This window comes from Candidatus Poriferisocius sp. (assembly GCF_965204015.1).
Classification (GTDB): domain Bacteria; phylum Actinomycetota; class Acidimicrobiia; order Acidimicrobiales; family Bin134; genus Poriferisocius.
Genome location: NZ_OZ241965.1, coordinates 492,931 through 512,940, shown reverse-complemented (window position 1 = coordinate 512,940; position 20,010 = coordinate 492,931). Strand labels below are relative to the sequence as shown.

Genomic DNA, 20,010 nt, shown 5'->3' with positions numbered 1-20,010 from the left:
CCATGAGCAGCCAGCCGCTTTGGGCGCCCGATGGGGATCAGGCTGCCCAGACCAACCTGGCCCGCTTCGCTGCCGGGGTGGGGATCGACATCGGGGCCGACGGGGGATTCCAGAGGCTGCACCGGTGGTCGGTGGACGACTTGGGCGGCTTCTGGTCGGCGGTGTGGGACTTCTGCGGGGTGGTGGCCTCGGAGCGGGGGAGTGCGCCGGTGGTGGAGGCCGAGCACATGGCCGACGTGCGGTTCTTCGACGGTGCCCGGCTCAACTTTGCCGAGAACCTGTTGGCGGGCGCCGACGATGAGATCACCATGGTGTTCGCCGACGAGTCCGGCGCCCATTCCGAAACCAGCCGAGGCGAGCTGCGGGCGCTGGTATCCCGGCTGGCTGGCGCTATGCGGGCCCAAGGGGTGGGTTCCGGCGACCGGGTGGCGTGCTGGATGCCCAATGTTCCCGAGGCCTATGCGGTGATGCTGGCCGCGGCCTCGGTGGGGGCGGTGTTCTCGTCCACCTCTCCCGATTTCGGCACCGCCGGGGTGCTCGACCGCTTCGGCCAGATCGAACCGGCTGTGCTGATTGCGGTAGACGGCTACGTCTATGGAGGCCAGCGATTCGACTGCCGCAACCGCCTCGCTGAGATTCGAGCCGGCCTTCCCACTGTCGCGGCCACCGTGGTGCTGAACCGCCTGGGTCTTGACGAGAACCCGCCAGAAGGCACCGTGGACTTCGACGCCTGGCTCGAGCCCCATCCCGCCCAGCCGATCCATTTTGAGCAGCTTTCCTTCGACCATCCGCTATATGTGCTGTACTCCTCGGGAACCACCGGTCGGCCCAAGTGCATCGTCCACCGGGCTGGCGGCATCCTGCTCAAGCACCTGTGCGAGCACCAGCTCCATTGCGATGTGCGCCCCGGCGACCGGGTGCTCTACTTCACCACCACCGGATGGATGATGTGGAACTGGCTGGCCTCGGCCCTAGCGTCGGGGGCCGCTGCGGTGGTGTGGGACGGCAACCCCGCCCATCCGAGCCTCGATGCCTTGTTCGACGTGGTCGACCGGGCCGGAGTCACGTTGTTCGGAACATCGGCCCGCTACATCGACTCGCTGCGCAAGGCCGAGATGTCGCCCCGCCGCACCCATGGCTTAGGTACGCTGCGCACAATCTGCTCCACCGGCTCGCCGCTGTCACCCGACGGGTTCAACTATGTGTATGACCAGGTCAAAGCCGATGTCCATCTGGCCTCCATTTCAGGGGGAACCGACCTGTGCGGTTGCCTGGTGGCCGGAGACCCCACCAACCCGGTGTGGTCGGGCGAGATCCAGCGGCCGGCCCTGGGGCTGGACATCGAAGTGCTCGATGCCGATGGTTCGCCGCTCGGGCCGGGTCAGTTCGGCGAGCTGGTGTGCTCGTCGCCCTTCCCCTCGCAGCCCCTCCGGTTCTGGGGCGAGGGAGGCGAAGAGCGATATCGGGCCGCGTACTACGAGCGATTCGGGGGACGGTGGCACCAGGGCGACTACATCTGCGCCACCGAGCACGGCGGATTCGTGATCTCGGGTCGCTCAGACGCCACGTTGAACCCCGGCGGGGTGCGAATCGGTACCGCCGAGATCTACCGCCTGGTGGACGCCATGGACGAAGTTGTCGAAAGCGTGGTGGTGGGCCAGCCCGTCGACGGCGACACCCGGGTGGTGCTGTTCGTGAAGCTGGTCGAGGGCGTGCTGCTGGACGATGCTCTGGAGGCGGCCATCCGGGCCGCCATCCGAACCGGGGCAACCCCCCGGCACGTACCTGCGGTGATCTGCGCGGTGGACGACATTCCCCGCACCCGTAGCGGCAAGACAGTGGAATTGGCGGTGCGCGACGCCGTGCGTGGGCGGCCCATCGTCAATATTGAGGCCCTGGCCAACCCCGAGGCCTTGGACCATTTCCGCAACCGACCGGAGCTGGCATGACCGAGAACCCCCCGACAGAGGATCAAGAGCCTCGCCCCCGCCGTAAACGAGCCGACGTCTTGGCTCCGCTGCCCCGGATGCGCAGCTTGTTGTTCGCCCCAGCCAGCCGCCCCGATGTGTGCGCCAAGCTGCCCCGTAGCGACCCCCACGGAGTGGTGCTCGACTTGGAGGACGCGGTAGCCCCCGCGGCCAAAGCCGAGGCTCGAGTCCAGGCTCGGGCCTCGGCTGCCGAGCTGCGCCGCTTGCACCCTGATCTGGCCATCTTCGTTCGGGTCAATCCGCTGGGCACCGAATGGTTTGCTGCGGACGTGGCCGAAGGCCTGGACGAGGAACTGACCGGGATCGTGGTGCCCAAGCTGGAGATGGGTGCCCAGGTCGATCCAGTGCTCGATGCGCTGATTGAGGCCGGCCGAAATCACCTCAGGCTCTTGGTTGGTGTCGAGACTGCCGCCGGGGTGGCCAACGTGGCTGGGATCGATCGCATGTTGCGGCACCCCCGTATATGCGGGGCCTATTTCGGGGCCGAGGATTTCATCACCGACATGGGCGGCGTCCGCACCGACGAGGGCCTCGAGGTGCTGTACGCCCGCTCCCAGGTTGCGCTGGCCGCCCGGCTGGCCAGAGTGCCGGTGCTTGACCAGGTGGTGGCCGCGTTCGGCGACGACGAGCGCTTCTTGGCCGACGCCGCAGTCGGAAGATCCATCGGCTACAGCGGCAAGCTCTGCATCCACCCCTCCCAGGTGCCGCTGGCCAACCAGTGTTTCTCCCCATCACCTGAGGAGCGGGAGCGGGCCCGGGCACTATTGGCCGTGTGGGAGGAAGCTCAAGCCCGGGGCGAGGCGTCGGTGGCCTTCGAGGGCCAGATGGTGGACGAGCCGCTGGCTCGCCGGGCCCGGGCATTGTTGGACGAGTGATTACCCATCCGGTAGCCGCGATCCTTCCGCTCGGTCAGTCAGCACAACCTCCTAACCTGCGATTTGGGGTCTGCGATGAACCGATATCGTGCCGTGGGGTGATTGATGGACATGGAAGCTTATTCAGAGCGGAGCGGCATGCGCATCGCTGCCCTGGTGCTGGCCGCGTGAGAGGTTGGGTGCTGTTCTAGAAGCCATGTCTCCCCTTTTAGCGTTCCTTCTTGCCGTTCTGGCTACCCCACGCTGGTTCTGGGGTCAGTTTGAGTCTGTGGGGCTGCCTGTTGTTGCCAGCGCCATAGCCGGTTTGGTTGCGGCTCTCTTGTTGGGGATGCTGGTTCGCTTTGTGGTTGCCGTGCTGGACGAATCCGCTAGCCGGTGGATTAACCGGCGCTGGCCGAACTAGGCGACCCGCCCCAGCTCACCGGCTAATTTTGCGGGGAAGCCACCAGCGGAACAGGGCAAACTTACCGAGAGCATAGAAGGGTGCCATAAGCGCCACTGCCAGTAGCCACCACACGTTCAACCCGCTACCACCCTTCAATAATGCCCAAGCCAAGAGTGGTAATTGCGCAAATACAACGAGCAGCAAATCCTCGATTTTGTTCGGTTTGGGCTTGCCCTTGTCGTCGTAATCGCGTGGCAGCGGGCGGTGCTTGAGCCAAAACACGGCATAGCGGGCCGAGAAGCCGAGGCAGCAGACCGCAAGCAGACCCATAAGGGTTATGGTCAGTTCCGGCGCTACTGGCAACAGCGCCCCCCCTAGAGCTATAACGACCGCCGCAAAAACGACCAAGCGGCGGCCTGCGGGCGGTGCAATCGTGGGCGGTGTTTGGTGTGGCGTTGTGGGTTGGGGGCTCATGGCTGCCTTTCGGTTGTGTTGGGGGTTTGCTGCCACCGCTTGACTCGGCGTTGGGCGGTAGCCCGGTTCACGGGGGCATGGCGGGCGATCTCGTGCCAGGAGCAGCCGACGCTGTTGGCGTGGCTCATGGCGGCTGTCAGCGCTTCTGTGTCGGCAGCGACCTGGCGGCCTATAGAGGCGACCGCCGCCAGCGCTTCGGCCCTTTGCTGGCGCACGAGCGGCGACAAGCGGGGCATCAGTCGAGTTCCCAAGCGGGGGCCATACAGCCAACCTAACACCTATTCGGCTTTATACAAAGCTATTTGGGGGAGATCGGGCTGGCAGCGCTTGCGGACGCCTCAAAAGTAGGTATAGAGTTGGCTCCGACTACAGAAACCCGTGGGGTTTTCCCCTGCGGTCAAGCGTGTTAGCGGCTCGGGTATTGGCTCGTCCCCTCCGATATGGATTGGGCTTGACCTTGGTCTCCTTCGGGCTTGGCCGCGGGTTTCTGTAGTCGGAATTACCCGACCGCCCGAAGGAGGCCGCCCAATGGCCCGCCGTTTTCTCAGTCTGTTTGCCGTGTTTTGTGTTGCGGCAGCATTGTTGCCCGCTACTGCCAGCGCTCACGATCCGACCACCACGAGAACAGAAATCACAAGGAGGGAGCCCTACCAGGTCAAGGTGGGCGAGGAGCGGGTGGTCACCGGTTACAAGAACGGCGACCGGATAGCGCCGTTCACAGAGACCTACGAGGACGAAGAGGAATACACCGTTCAAGGCATCACCGGTTACAAGAACGGCGACCGGATAGCGCCGTTCACAGAGACCTACGAGGACGAAGAGGAATACACCGTTCAGGTGGTCACCGGTTACAAGAACGGCGACCGGATAGCGCCGTTCACAGAGACCTACGAGGACGAAGAGGAATACACCGTTCAGGTGATTGTGGGTTATCAGCAGGTCCGGGTTGACCCGCGGTACATCTCGATTCCGGCTTTCAACTATGTCAATGTTCCGCAGTATGAGGATGTTGTCACAAAGAGGTTCATAGGCAACAAGCAGGTGAGGGTCCCGCCCTACACCAAAAAAGAGCGGGTCGCACCTTTTACCAGGTCAAAAGAAGTCTTCAACTATGAGACAGTATGCGTTGGCGGTCCAGGAGGCGGTTGCATCCAGGTTCGGGTCGATCCGCGCTACATAATGGTCCCGGCTTTCAACTATGTCGACGTTCCGGCCTTCAACTATGTGAATGTTCCGCAGTATGAGGATGTTGTCACCAAGAGGTTCACCGGCTACAAGAAAACCAGGATTCCGCCCTACACAAAAACCGAAGAAGTCTTCAACTACGAGAACCAGCCGGTCTACGGTGATGAGACGAGAACCCGCACCGTCACGAAGACCAGGGATGTCTACAACTACGAGCAAATTCCGGTCTACGGTGATGAGACGAGAACCCGCACCGTCACGAAGACCAGGGATGTCTACAACTACGAGCAAATTCCGGTCTACGGTGATGAGACGAGAACCCGCACCGTCACGAAGACCAGGGATGTCTACAACTACGAGCAAATTCCGGTCTACGGAACCCAGGCAAAATACGAAACTCGATACCGCACGGTCGGAACTGGAGAATACGAAAGCACCACCACCCACGATGCCCACCCTTGCCTAGCTGGCTACTACTCTCCGCCGTTGCCTAGCCCGATGTGGATACACATAACCACCGGTGCGACAACAACCGACTTGAATTCAGTGGGAACAACTACCCGCACGCTCTATGAGCTAGCCGTTTGGGAAAAACAGGACGAAACCCACGACTGCCATAGGCCCAAACTCAAAGAAGCCACCCCGGTAGACATTGCAGGCACAGTCACAAAAGTTGTTGTCAACGGTGTTGAACATGTCGTCAACGCCGGAAAAGTTGTTATTGGCGGTGTGGAATACGTGGTCGAAAACGGAAAGATTGTAGTCGGTAAGAGTTCTGATATTAGAGGCGAAATCAGAACTGCAATAACCAACGGTTTTGAGCAAGCGCTGAAAGCATCCGTTAAGGCTGGAACGCAAGGTATTTGCCGCAACCAGGCTACTCAATGGGCTACGGGAGTCGCTGTAACCGCTGTGCTGGCAGCAACGGGAGTTGCAGCAGCGCCTGCTCTGGTTACTGGTGCCGCCATGAGTGGATTGGTGGTCGCAGCTTGCTGGAACATCAGGCAATGGCTAGAAGTTAACGATCCCACGTCTATAGATTCCAACACCAGGCCCACGCCGACGCCCACGCCGACACCGACGCCCACGCCCACGCCGACGCCGACACCGGTTGTCTCGGGTGCGGCTACACGCTATAACGCCAACGGCGATGCGAAGATCGACAAAGCGGAGTTCGACCAGGCGCTCAGCGACTTCGGTGCCGGGAGGCTCACTGCCCAGGAGTTCAACGAGGTCGTCGTGGCCTATTACTGGTCGCTGCATGGCCGCTGAGCCGAACGCTAGTCGTCCGCTCCGCCATCGAGGGGCCCAACCGGCAACCTGATCAAGCTGGGGCGCTCAGCGCCGGCTGTGGCGGCCCTGGAGCTGTGCTGAGCGCCGGCGTGGCCACCGCGGCCTCGATGGCCGAGGGCCTCGATCCCTGGAACTGGAGCTGTGCGGCCGCCTAGGCCGCATGGCCACCCTGATATGGAAGACGGACTAGTTGTTCTGTCCACAGAGGTTGTTAGCTCGGGCAGGTAGCTCCGCTATTGGGTGAGCCTCCGATGCCAGTGTGGTGGTTGCGTACTACCGCACTGAGCAAGGGAGGCTCGATGTCGCACGCTAATGCACCTTTCACCCCGGCTGGGCGTTTGTTGATGGTCCAGCGGATCGAGGGCGGGATGCCCCAGGCCCATGTGGTCGCCCAGATGGGCCTGTCGCGGTCCACGGTGGCCAAGTGGTGGAGCCGCTGGGTGGCCCACGGCGAGGCCGGGCTCAAGGACCGGTCGTCTCGCCCGCGCCGGTCGCCTCGTCGCACCTGCGCCGCTGTGGAGGAGCGGGTGTGCCGGCTGCGCCGCCAAAAGCGGTGGGGTCCGGCCCGCATCGGCGCCCGGTTGGGGGTGCCGGCGTCGACGGTGCACAAGATCCTGGTGCGAAACGGGCTCAACCGGCTCAGCTGGATCGACCGGCCCACCGGCAAGGTGATACGCCGCTATGAGCGCCCCCATCCGGGCGACCTGGTCCATCTGGACGTCAAAAAAGTCGACAAGGTGCCGCCCGGCGGCGGGTGGAGAGCCCACGGCAGGGCCAACACCCCGGCCCGCGGAGCCCGCCGCCGCCCCAGGGTCGGCTACAGCTACCTCCACGTCGCCGTCGACGACCACAGCCGCCTCGCCTACGTCGAGGCCCTCGACGACGAGACCGCCGACACCCTGTGCGGTTTCTTCGAGCGGGCCCGCATCTGGTTCCGCTCCATCGGCGTGGCCGTAGACGAGATCATCACCGACAACGGGGCGAACTTCCGGTCCAAGAAATTCGCCGCCCACCTCGCCCGACAAGCCATCGACCACACCTTCACCCGCCCCTACAGGCCCCAGACAAACGGCAAAGCCGAGCGCTTCAACCACACCATCGCAGACGAGTTCCTCTACAACTACACATTCAGATCAGAACCCGACCGCCGACGCCGACTCCAAACCTGGATCCACCACTACAATCTCCACCGCCACCACACCGCCATCGGCGGCACACCCGCCTCACGCGTCCACAACCTCTATGGGCATTACAACTAGTGCCAGGAGGAGTGCCGACGAGCCAAGCGTCGGGCGGCCGAACTGCTGGTTGAGGCAGTTGTTTCCGTGGGGCGAGCAATGTTCTCCGGACGGCTCGCTAGCCGTACTACTGCCGGCCGGTCTCGGTGATGAGAGGAGAATCAGGATTTGTTTGCAACTCCGACCGCTCGGCGCTCTGATTGTCGACGCCTTCCCCGACGGGCTGTTCAGCTTCGATGGCGAACCGGAAGGAACACGGTCGGTCTCGACCCTTCGCGGGATCGTCTGGCAGGGCGAGGGTGTCAATGCGCGCTCGAAGTGGGCCAATGGCTGCTATGTGGCAATTGCCGGTGTGACCGACGTGGAGGTTCGCGCCATGTTCGAGACCGACAACGATTCGCTGGTCTACATGCAGCACATCGCGCGAGTTGATCTCGCCAAAGCGAGGCAGGCCGACGGTCGGATTTTGGCGCTGTTCGCCAGCCAGTGTGAGACTTCCGATGAGGGCTACGCCTGGCTCAGCTTCACCGAGTTGGTCGGCGAGGGACGGCTCGACCGTGATCCGCCCAAGCTGATCTAGGAGGTCTATTCGCCGGAGCCCCTAGGCAGGTTCGATTAGTGACCTCCCAATTCGACGGACAGGTTGTAGTGATCACTGGGACGGCGCGGGGCCAAAGCTTCGAGGGCGTTCGGCTGTTTCACCTGGAAGGCAACGTGGTTGTCCTCACCGAATTGGGCCGCGATCCCCCGCTGTAGAAGAGTCGAAGACATATCGCCGACCACTGTCTTTCTGGCAAGCCGGGCAGCGGCGTACTTCACCGGGACTGAGATGGCCATTGACCCCGGCATGTCGGCCGGGATCCCCATGCTCATGCGTTAAGCCCGGACAGTATGCGAAGCTGAGAACATGGCAAACCGACGCGACAAGATCCGCCTCAACCCCGAAGAGCTCGAGGTTTTCATCGAGGAGCAGAAGAGCCTCCAGGTAGCCACCATCAACCAAGACGGGACGCCCCATCTGAGCACTCTGTGGTTCGCGGTGGTGGACGGTGAAATCGTGTTCGAGACCTACACCAAGTCGCAGAAGATCAAGAACCTGGAGCGGGACAGCCGCATCGCCCTCTTGATGGAGGACGGCCTCGAATACGACAAGCTCCGCGGCGTGGCCATCAACGGGCACGCCGAGCTGCACACCGACCCCGAAGTGGTGCACGGCTATGCCTTGGAGGTGATGGTCCGCAACAACCCCGGCGTCGACCGGGAGATGCTGTCCAAAGCAGCCGAACACATGGCCTTGAAGCGCACCGCCGTGGTGGTCAAGGCCGAGAAGACCATCAGCTGGGACCACACCAAATTGGGCGGCAGCTACTGAGCGCGCCCCAGACCCCGTTTCGCAACCGATAGCGTTTGGGGTCAGGTGAAGGACTTGTTGAGGTGGCTGTCCCACCTGCTCCGGCTCGCTGTGCTCATGCCCATGCTGGCGCTGGCCTTGGCCGCCACCTTGTTCGTGGTCTGGCCCCCGACCACCGACGTGCTGAGGTCGTGGGAGTCCACCCCGGTGGAGGTCAACCTGACCGAGGATGTCAGTCTGAACGAACTGGCCATTCGTTCCTACGTCTACGACGCCAACCGTCAGATCATCGACGTGTTCAGTTACGTGGAAAATCGGGTGTTGGTGGACCTCGACGACATCTCCGAAGAGGTGAAGCACACGGTTATCGCCATCGAGGACGAGAACTTCTATCTGCACACCGGCATCGACCTCAGCGCGGTATTCCGGGCCGGCCTGGAGAACGTCGGGGCCGGGGGCATCACCCAGGGCGGGTCCACCATCACCCAGCAGCTCATCAAGAACCTGGTGGTGGGCAACAAGGTGGAAGCCGAGCGCAAGCTCCAGGAGATGGCCATGGCCAAGCGTTTAGAGCGGGAGATGGGCAAAGACGAGATCCTCAACCTGTACCTGAACACGGTGTACTTCGGCCAGGGTGCCTACGGCGTGCAGGCCGCTGCCGAGGTGTACTGGGGGCTGGACGCCGCCGATCTGGGCTGGGGGGAGTCTGCGCTGCTGGCCGCGCTCATCAGCAATCCCAGCAGCTACGACCCCATCAACAACCCCCTGCGGGCATTGCGCCAGCGGCGGATCGTGCTCAACCGGCTCGCTGTGCTGGGCTACATCACCGAAGAGCAGGCCGACCTGTTCCACCTCCAGCCGCTGCCCACCGCGGTCAACGAGATCGAGCTGCCTCCCAAGAGCTATTTCGTGGAGGAGGTGAAGCAGCAGCTCCTCGACGACCCCAAGTATTTGGGCGGGAGTCCTGAGGATCGCTTCAACCTGGTGTTCAACGGCGGCCTCAGCATTTACACCACCTTTGACCCGGTCGCCCAGCGACAGGCGGAGGACGCGGTTGCGGCCACGTTGGTTGAGTACAACGAGGGAGAACACGGCGGCGTGGAGGCCACCATGGCGCTGGCCGCCCTTGAGCCCGATACCGGGGCGGTGCGAGCGGTGGTGGGCGGACCGGGATTCGCCCAAGATGAAGAGGAGTTCAACCTGGCCACCCAGGGCTCCCGCCAGCCGGGGTCGGCGTTCAAGACGTTTGTGATGATGACCCTGTTCGAACAGGGCTACCAGCCCAGCGACCGGATCAGCGGGCGGGGACCCTGCCAGATTCCCAATCCCGGCGGCGTGCCCGACCCCTATGTGGCCAACAACTTCGCCAGCTCGCCCGGTGATGTACAGACCATTACTGATCAGATCAGGGTCTCCTCCAACTGCGCGTTCTTGCGGCTGGGCCGGGTGGCGGGCATTGAGCCGGTCATCGAAACCGCATCGAAGATGGGAATCACCACTGAGTTGGAGCCGGTGGCGTCGCTTCCGTTGGGCTCCGAGGAAGTCCACCCCATCGATATGGCGTCGGCCTACGGGGTGATGGCCACCGGTGGGATCCGCTACGAGCCCTATTTCATCGAGCGGATCGTCGACCGCCAGGGCAACGTGCTCTATGCCCATGAGCTGTCGGGCGAGCGGGTGGTGTCGGAGCGCTCGGCGTGCTGGGCCACCGACGTGCTGGAGAACAACATGGTCAACGGCACCGGGCGACGGGCCCAGTTGCCGCTCCAGGTTGCCGCCGGCAAAACCGGCACCACCGAGGAGTCGGCCGACGCCTGGTTCGTGGGGTTCACCCCCCATCTGGCCACTGCGGTGTGGCTGGGGAACCCCAACGAGCGCATTCCTATGCGCAAGGTGACCGGCAGCTCCTATCCCGCGGTGGCGTGGGGGCGGTTTATGACCAGCCATCACGAGGGCCTGGAGGTGGTGGACTTCCCCAGCTGTCCCAACGAGATCCGGATCAGCGAGCTGATAGAGCTGGAGGACGTGTTCACCGTGGGCGTTCCCTGCGCGACGCCACTTGAGCCCGAAGACCCGGAGGTGATCGTGCCCATCATCGTGCCGGTGGACACCGACGACGACGGCACCCACGACGCCTGCGTGGACCTGTTGGTCACCGAGGGAGTCGAGCCCTGCGGGTTCAGCGAGTTCGCGGTGGAGGGCGGAGAACCCATCCCGCTGTACTGCGGAACCCCCACGCCCATCGAAGTGGAGTGCCTCGACGGTCAGTTCCCCTTGGACTCAAACGATGACGGTGTCGCCGATACCTGCGTGGGTCCCGGATCCGGCTCGGACTCGCCGGGCGACCCCGGCTCCGACGTGGGGTCCGAATCCGTCGACGGCCCCGATCCGGCCACGGCGACTGATCCCGAAGCCTGATTACTAGGATCGCACCGTGAGCGACGATCAATTCCAGCGGTTGCTGTCAGTGCAAGACCACGACACCCGGATCGACCAGCTCCGCCATCGCTTTGAGACCCTTCCCGAGCGGGCTGGGTTGGCTGCCAGCCAACGGGCCCGTCAGCAGATCGACGACCAGCGGGAGGCGGTGCAGGTTCGCCGCCTGGAGTTGCAGCGGAATCTCAAGCGCAACGAGGACGAGTTGGCCGTCTTGGAGGAGCGGATCAAGCGGGAGAACGACCGGCTGTACTCGGGGGAGGTGACCGGAACCCGGGAGCTGCTGACCCTTCAAGAAGAGGTGGACGGATTGCGAACCCGACGCTCCGACATGGAGAACGATGCCTTGGAGTTGATGGAAGCGATCGAGGAGGTCGATGCCGAGGTGGAGGCCCTGGCTGCTGGCTCGGTGGCCGCCGAGGCGGAGGTGGCTGGCTCGCGAGAGCAGCTCGCCGAGGCTGAAGCTGTCGTCCAGGTCGAGATCGACCAGGAGAACTCCGCCCGCTCAACGGAGGCCGTCGACATTCCCGAAACGGCTCTGGCCAGCTACGAGGACCTGCGGAAACGGATGGGCGGGGTGGCGGTGGCCCGACTCCGCAATGGCACCTGCGAGGGCTGCCACCTCGGCCTGTCGGCCATGGAGTTGGACCGCATTCGCCACGCACCGGCCGACGAGGTGTGCTACTGCGAGGAGTGCGGCCGCATTCTGGTGCGGACCTGATCGGGAAGGCCCGGTGTTCTTCTGGTTCTTGGCTCTCAGCTTCGTGCTGGTGGCCTTGGTGTTCGACAGCCCGGCGCTGGACTACCGGATGGTGATGCTGGGATCGGTGTTGCCGATGGTGGAGCTGTTGGCCGGTGGTCCGTGGGCGCTGCACACCCTGCTGGCCCCGCTGGCGGTGCTGGTGGTGGTGATGCTGGTCACCCGAGGACGCCGTCTGGCTCGACGCCGGTGGCTGGGACTGCCCATCGGACTGTTCTTGTACCTGGTGCTGGATGGGGCCTGGTTGCGCACCGAGCTTTTCTGGTGGCCGGTTTTCGGGGTTCGGGTGGATAGCGCCGACTTGCCCGACTTCAAGCCCTGGGCCGCGCTAATCGTGCTAGAGCTGATCGGGCTGGCCGTCGGGGCGTGGGCAGTTCGCCGCTACGGCCTTAGCGACCGGGAGCGGTTGCGCCTGCTCTGCACCCAGGGCCGCCTGGATCGAGGCCAGATGGGCAGCACCCGGCCGCGGCGGCTCTGATGCGCCAATTCCAGATGCGCCAATTCGAGATGAGACTGCACGGTGAGTCGGCCTGTAGGCGGGATTCTGTCCGGGTCCTTTCGGACCGTAGGCGGCCATCCATCTACGCGGCCTACCCGGGGACTGCCCCTGGTGGGGCGGCGGGCCACCATGTCCCCTGCTTGGCCTTGCTCCCGGTGGGGTTTGCCGAGCGAGCCGGGTCGCCCCGGCCCCTGGTGCGCTCTTACCGCACCGTTTCACCCTTGCCTGTGCCCGGAAATCCGGGTCTGGATCACCGTTGCCGGATCACCGTTCCCGAAAGTCCGGGCCATCGGCGGTCTGTTTTCTGTGGCACTTTCCTTCGAGTCGCCCCGACTGGCCGTTAGCCAGCACCGTTGCCCTGCGGAGTCCCGACCTTCCTCGACATCGCTTCCCGGAACCCCAGGCCTCAATGCCGCGGCCACCCGGCCGACTCACCGTTGCCCTAGTCTGCCAGCCCGATCACGCGGGGGCGAGAGGGTTTTCGTGAACCCGCCAGTGATGCTGGGGCGCTGCGGGCCTTACAGACCGATGTCGGAAAGCTCGGGATACCAGCGGGCGGCGCGCCCTACCGCGTCGTGCCAGCGGTCGCGGTCGATGGCCGCCTCCGGCTCGATCACCGCTCGAGGCGACCACGAATCGGCCACCTCCGGCCAGCTCGACCATTGGCCCAGAGCCTTCCCGGCCAACACCGCGGCGCCCAGCGCGGTTCCCTCAGGCACCGGGCACAGCTCCACCGTGCGGCTGAGAGTGTCGGCCAGGATCTGGTTGAACACCGGGTTCTGTGACATCCCTCCGTCCACTCGGATCCGCTCGATCTGATGGCCGCTGTCGGCCTCGGCGGCTTCCAGCAAATCGGCGGCCCGGTGGGCCACGCCCTCGAACACCGCCCGCACGATGTGGGCTGCGGTGGTTCCCCCGGTGATGCCGAACAGCGCGGCCCGAGCCCCGAAGTCCCAGTGCGGGGTGCCCAGGCCGTAGAGGGCCGGTACATACACCACCCCGCCGGAATCGGCCACGCTTCCGGCCAGCTCAGTCGACTGGGCAGCGTCGTCCAGCAGGCCCACGTCGTCGATCAGCCAGCTCAGGTTGGAGCCGGCGGCGATCATCATGGCCTCCACGCCCCAGACGATCGCCCCGTCCTCCTGCCAGGCCACGATGGGAAACGTTCCCCGGTCGCTGCGCTTGTCGGCGATCGGCCGGTCGGGGCCGGTACACACGTCCAGAAAGGCGCCGGTGCCGAAGGTGAGCTTGGCCAGACCCTCGAGCACGCAGCGCTGTCCGATCAGCGACGACTGCTGGTCGCCGATGATCCCGGCGATGGGAGGGGCACCCGGTAGAGCGGTGGCTGCACCCACCACCCCGGTGGAGTCCACGATTCGGGGTAGGCAGCTAGAGGGCACCCTGATTTGCTCGGTGATCTCGTCGGACCAGCGGCTTCCGTCGTCGCTCAACATTCCGCTCATGGCCGCATTGGAGGGATCCACCACATGACTGGCGCCTTGCGACAAGCACCACACCGCCCAGGTGTCCACCGTGCCGAAGCACAGGTCTCGGGTCCGATCAGGGTCATGCTGGTCGAGCAGCCATACCAGCTTGGTGGCCGACTCATTGGGTACCAGCCGAAGACCCTCGGCTTGCCAGGCCAGGCACTCGCCCACCGTGCGCAGGTCCTGCCAGCCCAGGCCCGGGCCCACTGGCTCACCGGTTTCGCGGTCCCACACCACCGCCGATCCCCGTTGATTGGTGACGGCCACGGCCTCCACGCCGCCCACCTCCTCCACTACCTCGGTGGCGGTTTGCAGAATCACCGATGCCATCTCGTTGGCGTCAAACTCCACCAGTCCGAGCTCAGGCATGTCGGGCGGCGTGCGCTGCTGGCGGAAGCAGACCACCCGATGCCCATCGGTCACTGCCGAGCGGATGCTGCTGGTGCCCACATCGATGACGCAGAAGTTCATGAAAGAGATTGTGGCAGGGCGGGGATGATGGTCCACACTAAGACGGTGAACCTGGACGAACACGGAGGGTGGGCCGGGTTATTCCGCCAGTTGACGGAAGGCGGCCACCTCTCCACCGACGCAGCCAATGCCGCCATGACCGAAATACTGAACGGAGAGGCGACCCCGGCGCAGATCGGCGGGTTCGTGATGGCCCTGCGCACCAAGGGGGAGACCGCCGAGGAACTTGTCGGCCTGCTGTCAGCGATGCGGGCCGCTTCGGAAGCAGTCCCATTGGATGCCGCCGGCCTCATCGACACGTGCGGCACCGGCGGCGATCACAGCGGCAGTATTAACGTGTCCACCGCGGCGGCGCTGGTGGCCGTGGGGGCGGGGGCCAGGGTGTGCAAACACGGCAATCGGTCGGCGTCGTCGCTGTGCGGCTCAGCCGATGTGCTGGAAGAGCTGGGTGCGGTCATCGACCTCGGCCCCGCTGGGGTGGCCCGCTGCGTGACCGAAACCGGCTTCGGTTTCTGCTTGGCCCCACGATTTCACCCGGCCATGCGCCACGCCGGTCCACCCCGCCGGGAATTGGGGGTGGGCACGGTATTCAATTTCCTGGGACCGCTGGCCAATCCGGCCGGTGTCAGACGCCAGCTGGTGGGAACCAGCGACCGGGCGATGGCCGAGATCATGCTGGAGGTGCTGGCCGCCACCGGCTCGGAGCGGGCCATGATTGTGCACAGCCATGACGGTTTGGATGAGCTGTCCACTACCGGCCCGACCGACATCTGGGAGCTGAGGGAAGGCGATACGAGCCGCCACACAGCGGACCCGGCAGAGCTTGGTTTGGCACCGGCATCCCTGGATGACCTGAGGGGAGGGAATGCGTCGGTCAACGCCGACTGCCTGCGCCGGGTGTTCGACGGCCAAAGGGGAGCGCACCGGGATATCGTGACGCTCAACGCGGCTGCCGCCCTGGTGGTAGCCGAGGTCTCCGGCACATTGGCCGAGGGGCTGGAGGCTGCCGCAGCGTCGATAGACGACGGCCTGGCTGGGCAGGTCCTAGAGGACTTCGTCTCAGTCTCCATTCAAGCCCGGGCCGAGGAGGAATGAGGATGAGAACGGGAGATAGTCCTGCCAATGGAGTATTGAGGGAAGCGTTGATTGCCGCAGTGGAGGTGGCTCGGGAAGGACAGAAGGAGAAGCCTTCGATTGACCCGCCGGCCCGGTTGAAGCAGCTCTTGACGTTCAAGAAGTTCTCAGAGCGGGCCTTAGGGCAAGTGCGGGAGGTGGTGGAAGACGACGAGGAATTCCGAGCGCGAGTGGTGGAGGCGGTCAACGAGGAAAAGGTGGGCCGGCTCGGGTGGCTGTGGCTGGCCCGCCCGGACGGTTGGGAGCAGGAGTGCGCCGAACTGTCCGCGGCTGCCGAGCAGCAGTCGGAAATGGCCGCCGACGCTCAGAGCCACCAAGTGCTGGAGCAGAAGTTGCGAAAGGCCGAGGCAGCCTCGGAAAAGGCCGAGCGTCAGCGGGACAAGGCCGTTCGCGACCGCGATGGGGCCCGGTTGGAGGCCACCCAAGCCCGTGCCGAGGCCCGTCAATCCCAAGAGCAATCCCGCAGGCTGGCTGCCGAATTGGCCCAGACTCGAGGGGATCGGGACGCCATCCAAAAGAACCTGGAGCGCATCCAGCGGAAAGAGTCTCGAACCGACGACAGGCTCAAAAAAGCACAGAGGGAGATCGACCGGGTCAACAAGGAGCTAAAGGACTCGCGCATCCAGCACGAAGAGGAAGTCAGCAGCCTCAAGAAGCGGTTGGCGGCCGCAGAGGAAGAAGTGGCGATGGCTCGGGAGGCGGGGTTCGAGCTCCCGTCCGAGCTGGAGCCTGAGCCGCCGCCCCCGATCTCTTCTCAGAGGCCAATCCCCTTGCCTCCGGGCATACTCAAAGAAACGGTGGAAGCCGCCGAGCACCTGCTGCGGACGCCCAAAGTGGTGATGCTGGTGGACGGCTACAACGTGACCTTCAAGAACTGGCATGACATGCCGGTGCGAGAGCAGCGGGTGCGGTTGCTTCAGAAGCTGGAGGAGTTGAGCGCCCGCTTCTCCGAGGCCGAGATTGTGGTGGTCTTCGACGGCACCGAGACCGACTACGACTACATCCCCACCACGGCCCGCTCACTGGGGGTGACTCCCCGGTTCTCGCCTCCAGGGACAGAAGCCGACGACGTCATCATCAAATGGTGCCGCGACTATCCGCTGTCGCAGCCGTTGGTAGTGGTCTCCCATGACGGCCGGGTCCGAGAAGGTGCTCGGAACCTCAAGGCCAACGTCGTGCAACCCAGCAAGTTGCTCAAGCTGATGGGGATTGAGGTAGAAGCCGATGGCGATTCCTTCGGGTTCATGAGCCGGTGAGCGTTCTCAACGCCGACGAGGTGATCGCGGCTGGTTTGGCCGCCGGACTCGACGCCGTTGGGGTGGCGTCGGCGGAGCCGTTCGAGTCCACCCGGGTCACGCTCTTGGAGCGGCGGGAGCGAGGACTGCACGGGGGAATGGCCTTCACCTACCGCAACCCCGACCGTTCCACCGACGCCGCGAGAACCGTGCCTGGTGCCCAGTCCCTGGTGGTGGGCGCGCTCGGCTATCGCAGCTCTGCTCCGGCCGCGCCTGACCGGGCCGCGGGGCGGGTGGCTGCCTACGCGCGAAGCGACCACTACGCCAAACTGCGAGCATTGCTGGGCCACATTGCCGAGATGCTGCGGGGCGGTGGGCACAAGGCCGTGGTGGTGGCCGACGACAATGCGCTGGTCGATCGGGAGGCGGCTCGGCGGGCCGGGCTGGGATGGTACGGCAAGAACAGCAATATCCTGCTGCCCGGACTGGGGAGCTGGTTCGTGCTGGGTACGGTGATCACCACCGCCGCGCTCGAACCCTCGACCCCGGTTCCCGATCAGTGCGGGCCGTGTCGCCGCTGCTTGGACGGCTGCCCGACCGGCGCCATTGTGGCCCCGGGCGTGGTCGACGCCCGGCGGTGCTTGGCGTGGCTGGTGCAGGCTGACGGAGACTTCCCCCTCGAGTTCCGCGAAGCGCTGGGCGATCGGATCTACGGCTGCGACGACTGCCAGGAGGTGTGCCCGCCCAACCGACTAGCCGAGTCGAACGGCCCCGGTGCGGGAGAAGGGCTCAATGATGACGCTGCCTGGGTCGACCTGGTGGACCTGCTGGAGCTGGATGACGACGAGCTGATGGCCCGCTACGGCCGCTGGTACATCCCCCGGCGGGAGCCTCGCTATGTGCGGCGCAACGCGTTGATTGCACTGGGCAACTCCGGACGGGGGGCCGATCCTGAAGTGGTCGACCCTGAAGTGATTGACATAGTGCACCGCTATCTATCGGATCCTGATCCGATGCTGGCGCGCCACGCAGAATGGGCCGCCCGCCGCCTGGGTGCGGGCGCAGTGACGCCGGTTTGAGCAATGGCCCGGCACCTGCTGGTCACCAACGACTATCCCCCCAAACTCGGGGGCATTCAGAACTACCTGTGGGAGCTGTGGCGCCGGCTGCCTCCTGACGATGTCTGTGTGCTGACCCGCTCCCATCCCGGAGACGCGGCATGGGATGCCCAGCAGAATCACCAGGTGATCCGATCTGCCCGCCAGTTCCTTCTTCCCACCCCCGAAATGGGCGAAGAGATCACCGAGTTAGCCGACGAAATCGGCGCTGAACTGGTTCTCTACGACCCCGCCGTTCCCTTGGGAGCGCTGGCCCCCCGCCTGCCCCACCCCTATGGCGTAATCCTCCACGGTGCTGAGGTGACCGTTCCGGGACGCCTGCCGGGCACCAAGCAGCTCTTGGCTCAGGTGCTGCGCGGCGCGCGAGTGGTTGTCACTGCCGGCCGGTACTCGGTGGCTGAGGCCGAAAGGGCCGCAGGGCGACCGCTGCCCGCAGTCATCGTGCCCCCGGGGGTGGACATCGAGCGCTTCAAACCCCTGAATGCGGCCCAGCGGCGACAAGCCCGCCTTCGATTCGGACTACCCGTTGACGCCCCGGTCGTGGTGTCGATCAGCCGTTTGGTGCCTCGCAAGGGCATGGATGTGCTGATCGCCGCGTCGGCCCGCTTGGCCGATCGGCATCCGGGGCTCACTGTGGCCGTGGCCGGGGCGGGGCGCGACCGGGCCCGGCTGGACCGCCTCATCGGGCGCACTGGCGCACCCGCCCGCCTCCTCGACCGGGTGGCCGACTCGGATTTGCCCGACCTCTACGGCTGCGCCGACGTGTTTGCCATGATGTGCCGCCAGCGCTGGGGAGGCTTGGAGCAGGAAGGCTTCGGCATCGTGTTCTTGGAGGCAGCCGCGGCTGGAGTGCCGCAGCTGGCCGGAGACAGCGGGGGAGCGGCCGAGGCGGTGGAACACGGAAGGACCGGCCTGGTGGTAGACAGGCCCAGCCATCGTGATGCGGTGATCGCCTCGTTGGACGCCCTGCTGTCGGATCGGGTTCGCCTTCGCCAGATGGGGCTGGACAGCCGGCTGAGGGCGGTGGCCGAATTCTCCTACGACCACATGGCCGAGCGACTTCGAACCGTGATCGCCGAGGTTATCGCCCGCGGGAAGGGCCGCTGATGGCATGGCGCCATCGCTTGGTGCCACCGGGAGTCGAGGGCCGGGACCTCCTCCGGGCCTGCTGGGCGGGGACTTGGGTGTTCACTGCGATGGCCGTTGCCACCACTGTCTTCCCCGACCCAATGGCTGTTCCCATTGCCGTGGTGTCGCTCGCGCTGCTGGCGCTGGGCTGCTGGGCCATGCTGTGGGCCTTTCAGCGGGCATTGCAGCGCAGCCGCTACGAGCTGATCGGCGTGGGCGGCCTGTATTTTTTGGCTGGCTGCGCTCCCCGCTCGGTGCGGTTCTCGATGATGGCCGCGCTGGGTGTCGAGGTGATCGTGGCGCTGGCCGCCGCTTCGGTGCGTCCCTTTACCGCCTCCGCGTTCGGTATCCTGGTTCCCGTCTATGCGCTGGGCTTGTCTGGCGCATGGGGAGCCAGGCATGGGACCTTCCCGCCCCGGCCCTCCGACAGCACAATTCAAGGACGCAGCGATCCCAGCAGGAACGGTGACGATGTTTGACCAGGCCACCAAGAGCATTGCGATTGAAGCATCGCCAGAGCGCTGCTTTGAGGTGGTGTGCGACTTCGAGGCCTATCCGGAATGGGCCACCGAGGTGAAGCAGGTCGAGGTGATCCGGCGAGACGACGACGGCCGGGGCGGTTTGGTGTCGTTTCGGGCCGCGGCCATGGGCCGCAGCACCAACTACCTGCTGGAGTACTACTACGGGTCCAACCCGCTGCGGGTGTCCTGGCGCCTGGTGCAAGGCGATCTGACCCGGCGCCTCGACGGGGAGTACTGCTTCAACCCGGTTGCCGGCGAGCCGGATCGCACCGAGGTCACCTACCACCTCGCCGTCCAGATGGTGATGCCCCTGCCCGGCTTTGTGAAGCGCCGAGCCGAGGCTCGCGTCATGCGAACCGCGCTGGACAACCTTCGCCGCCGAGCCGAATCCGGCGCCGGGAAACTCAGCTAGAGAAACCCAGTTAAATCCAC

General features: G+C 64.9%; 19 protein-coding genes and 1 other RNA gene. 15 read left to right on the top strand and 5 right to left on the bottom strand.

The window, feature by feature from the left end; genetic code table 11:
• Positions 1-2: 2 nt before the first annotated feature.
• Together ACOGJC_RS02370 and ACOGJC_RS02365 are read left to right on the top strand one after the other, a co-directional pair.
• Positions 3-1,949, top strand: coding sequence for an acetoacetate--CoA ligase (locus ACOGJC_RS02370; RefSeq protein ID WP_419846913.1), 1,947 nt, complete (start codon positions 3-5; stop codon positions 1,947-1,949).
• Positions 1,946-2,863 carry an HpcH/HpaI aldolase/citrate lyase family protein gene (locus tag ACOGJC_RS02365; protein ID WP_419846912.1) on the top strand — a complete coding sequence of 306 codons (918 nt, stop codon included), beginning with the start codon at positions 1,946-1,948 and terminating at the stop codon, positions 2,861-2,863. Before ACOGJC_RS02370 ends, ACOGJC_RS02365 begins: the two co-directional genes overlap by 4 nt.
• Positions 2,864-3,281: 418 nt before the next feature.
• Here ACOGJC_RS02365 and ACOGJC_RS02360 read toward each other — a convergent pair whose 3' ends face one another.
• Positions 3,282-3,611 carry a hypothetical protein gene (locus tag ACOGJC_RS02360; protein WP_419846911.1) on the bottom strand — a complete coding sequence of 110 codons (330 nt, stop codon included), beginning with the start codon at positions 3,609-3,611 and terminating at the stop codon, positions 3,282-3,284.
• Positions 3,612-3,718: 107 nt separating this feature from the next.
• Positions 3,719-3,958 carry a hypothetical protein gene (locus tag ACOGJC_RS02355; protein ID WP_419846910.1) on the bottom strand — a complete coding sequence of 80 codons (240 nt, stop codon included), beginning with the start codon at positions 3,956-3,958 and terminating at the stop codon, positions 3,719-3,721.
• Positions 3,959-4,250: 292 nt separating this feature from the next.
• Here ACOGJC_RS02355 and ACOGJC_RS02350 point away from each other — a divergent pair, with 292 nt between their 5' ends.
• The 3 genes from ACOGJC_RS02350 (at position 4,251) to ACOGJC_RS02340 (ending at position 8,018) form a co-directional block, all read left to right on the top strand.
• The gene (locus tag ACOGJC_RS02350) at positions 4,251-6,179 is read left to right on the top strand and encodes a hypothetical protein (RefSeq protein WP_419846909.1); all 1,929 of its coding nucleotides are present in this window, start codon (positions 4,251-4,253) and stop codon (positions 6,177-6,179) included.
• A 320-nt stretch (positions 6,180-6,499) separates the two neighbouring features.
• The gene (locus ACOGJC_RS02345; protein WP_419846908.1) at positions 6,500-7,459 is read left to right on the top strand and encodes an IS481 family transposase; all 960 of its coding nucleotides are present in this window, start codon (positions 6,500-6,502) and stop codon (positions 7,457-7,459) included.
• 58 nt (positions 7,460-7,517) lie between these two features.
• Entirely contained in the window at positions 7,518-8,018 is a 501-nt protein-coding gene (locus ACOGJC_RS02340) for a DUF3237 family protein (protein ID WP_419846907.1), read from the top strand.
• A 35-nt stretch (positions 8,019-8,053) separates the two neighbouring features.
• Here the strand turns inward: ACOGJC_RS02340 and ACOGJC_RS02335 are convergent, their stop codons facing one another.
• Positions 8,054-8,311 (bottom strand): hypothetical protein, encoded by a 258-nt coding sequence (locus ACOGJC_RS02335; protein WP_419846906.1) that lies wholly within the window; start codon positions 8,309-8,311, stop codon positions 8,054-8,056.
• Positions 8,312-8,345: 34 nt separating this feature from the next.
• Here ACOGJC_RS02335 and ACOGJC_RS02330 point away from each other — a divergent pair, with 34 nt between their 5' ends.
• The 4 genes from ACOGJC_RS02330 to ACOGJC_RS02315 are packed head-to-tail and all read left to right on the top strand — an operon-like array spanning position 8,346 to position 12,463.
• Positions 8,346-8,810, top strand: a complete 465-nt coding sequence (locus ACOGJC_RS02330) for a pyridoxamine 5'-phosphate oxidase family protein (RefSeq protein ID WP_419846905.1) — start codon at positions 8,346-8,348, stop codon at positions 8,808-8,810.
• A 45-nt stretch (positions 8,811-8,855) separates the two neighbouring features.
• Positions 8,856-11,207: a transglycosylase domain-containing protein gene (locus ACOGJC_RS02325; protein ID WP_419846904.1), complete on the top strand. Its 2,352-nt coding sequence runs from the start codon at positions 8,856-8,858 to the stop codon at positions 11,205-11,207.
• 16 nt (positions 11,208-11,223) lie between these two features.
• Positions 11,224-11,946 carry a zinc ribbon domain-containing protein gene (locus ACOGJC_RS02320; RefSeq protein WP_419846903.1) on the top strand — a complete coding sequence of 241 codons (723 nt, stop codon included), beginning with the start codon at positions 11,224-11,226 and terminating at the stop codon, positions 11,944-11,946.
• Between the two features lie 13 nt (positions 11,947-11,959).
• Complete coding sequence (locus ACOGJC_RS02315; RefSeq protein ID WP_419846902.1) at positions 11,960-12,463, top strand: hypothetical protein; 504 nt, start codon at positions 11,960-11,962, stop codon at positions 12,461-12,463.
• Between the two features lie 39 nt (positions 12,464-12,502).
• Here ACOGJC_RS02315 and rnpB read toward each other — a convergent pair.
• Positions 12,503-12,918: RNase P RNA component class A (gene rnpB, locus ACOGJC_RS02310), an RNA gene on the bottom strand.
• A gap of 84 nt (positions 12,919-13,002) precedes the next feature.
• Complete coding sequence (locus tag ACOGJC_RS02305) at positions 13,003-14,442, bottom strand: FGGY family carbohydrate kinase (protein WP_419846901.1); 1,440 nt, start codon at positions 14,440-14,442, stop codon at positions 13,003-13,005.
• Between the two features lie 24 nt (positions 14,443-14,466).
• Here ACOGJC_RS02305 and trpD point away from each other — a divergent pair, with 24 nt between their 5' ends.
• The 6 genes from trpD to ACOGJC_RS02275 are packed head-to-tail and all read left to right on the top strand — an operon-like array spanning position 14,467 to position 19,990.
• Positions 14,467-15,537 (top strand): anthranilate phosphoribosyltransferase, encoded by a 1,071-nt coding sequence (trpD, locus tag ACOGJC_RS02300; protein WP_419846900.1) that lies wholly within the window; start codon positions 14,467-14,469, stop codon positions 15,535-15,537.
• 2 nt (positions 15,538-15,539) lie between these two features.
• Positions 15,540-16,832 carry a hypothetical protein gene (locus ACOGJC_RS02295; RefSeq protein ID WP_419846899.1) on the top strand — a complete coding sequence of 431 codons (1,293 nt, stop codon included), beginning with the start codon at positions 15,540-15,542 and terminating at the stop codon, positions 16,830-16,832.
• On the top strand, positions 16,829-17,890 hold the full coding sequence (queG, locus tag ACOGJC_RS02290; protein ID WP_419846898.1) for a tRNA epoxyqueuosine(34) reductase QueG: 1,062 nt from the start codon (positions 16,829-16,831) through the stop codon (positions 17,888-17,890). The genes ACOGJC_RS02295 and queG overlap by 4 nt, the downstream gene beginning before the upstream one ends.
• A gap of 3 nt (positions 17,891-17,893) precedes the next feature.
• Positions 17,894-19,036 carry a glycosyltransferase family 4 protein gene (locus ACOGJC_RS02285; RefSeq protein WP_419846897.1) on the top strand — a complete coding sequence of 381 codons (1,143 nt, stop codon included), beginning with the start codon at positions 17,894-17,896 and terminating at the stop codon, positions 19,034-19,036.
• Positions 19,036-19,536 (top strand): hypothetical protein, encoded by a 501-nt coding sequence (locus ACOGJC_RS02280; RefSeq protein WP_419846896.1) that lies wholly within the window; start codon positions 19,036-19,038, stop codon positions 19,534-19,536. Before ACOGJC_RS02285 ends, ACOGJC_RS02280 begins: the two co-directional genes overlap by 1 nt.
• Positions 19,529-19,990, top strand: a complete 462-nt coding sequence (locus tag ACOGJC_RS02275) for an SRPBCC family protein (protein ID WP_419848181.1) — start codon at positions 19,529-19,531, stop codon at positions 19,988-19,990. Before ACOGJC_RS02280 ends, ACOGJC_RS02275 begins: the two co-directional genes overlap by 8 nt.
• Positions 19,991-20,010 lie beyond the last annotated feature (20 nt).

Bases quoted from the DNA above. Each gene is read 5' to 3' on its own strand.
- ACOGJC_RS02370 (WP_419846913.1), top strand. From the start codon at position 3: ATGAGCAGCCAGCCGCTTTGGGCGCCCGATGGGGATCAGGCTGCCCAG.
- ACOGJC_RS02365 (WP_419846912.1), top strand. From the start codon at position 1,946: ATGACCGAGAACCCCCCGACAGAGGATCAAGAGCCTCGCCCCCGCCGT.
- ACOGJC_RS02355 (WP_419846910.1), bottom strand. From the start codon at position 3,958: ATGCCCCGCTTGTCGCCGCTCGTGCGCCAGCAAAGGGCCGAAGCGCTG.
- ACOGJC_RS02350 (WP_419846909.1), top strand. From the start codon at position 4,251: ATGGCCCGCCGTTTTCTCAGTCTGTTTGCCGTGTTTTGTGTTGCGGCA.
- ACOGJC_RS02345 (WP_419846908.1), top strand. From the start codon at position 6,500: ATGTCGCACGCTAATGCACCTTTCACCCCGGCTGGGCGTTTGTTGATG.
- ACOGJC_RS02335 (WP_419846906.1), bottom strand. From the start codon at position 8,311: ATGAGCATGGGGATCCCGGCCGACATGCCGGGGTCAATGGCCATCTCA.
- ACOGJC_RS02330 (WP_419846905.1), top strand. From the start codon at position 8,346: ATGGCAAACCGACGCGACAAGATCCGCCTCAACCCCGAAGAGCTCGAG.
- ACOGJC_RS02305 (WP_419846901.1), bottom strand. From the start codon at position 14,442: ATGAACTTCTGCGTCATCGATGTGGGCACCAGCAGCATCCGCTCGGCA.
- trpD (WP_419846900.1), top strand. From the start codon at position 14,467: ATGATGGTCCACACTAAGACGGTGAACCTGGACGAACACGGAGGGTGG.
- ACOGJC_RS02295 (WP_419846899.1), top strand. From the start codon at position 15,540: ATGAGAACGGGAGATAGTCCTGCCAATGGAGTATTGAGGGAAGCGTTG.
- ACOGJC_RS02285 (WP_419846897.1), top strand. From the start codon at position 17,894: ATGGCCCGGCACCTGCTGGTCACCAACGACTATCCCCCCAAACTCGGG.
- ACOGJC_RS02280 (WP_419846896.1), top strand. From the start codon at position 19,036: ATGGCATGGCGCCATCGCTTGGTGCCACCGGGAGTCGAGGGCCGGGAC.
- ACOGJC_RS02275 (WP_419848181.1), top strand. From the start codon at position 19,529: ATGTTTGACCAGGCCACCAAGAGCATTGCGATTGAAGCATCGCCAGAG.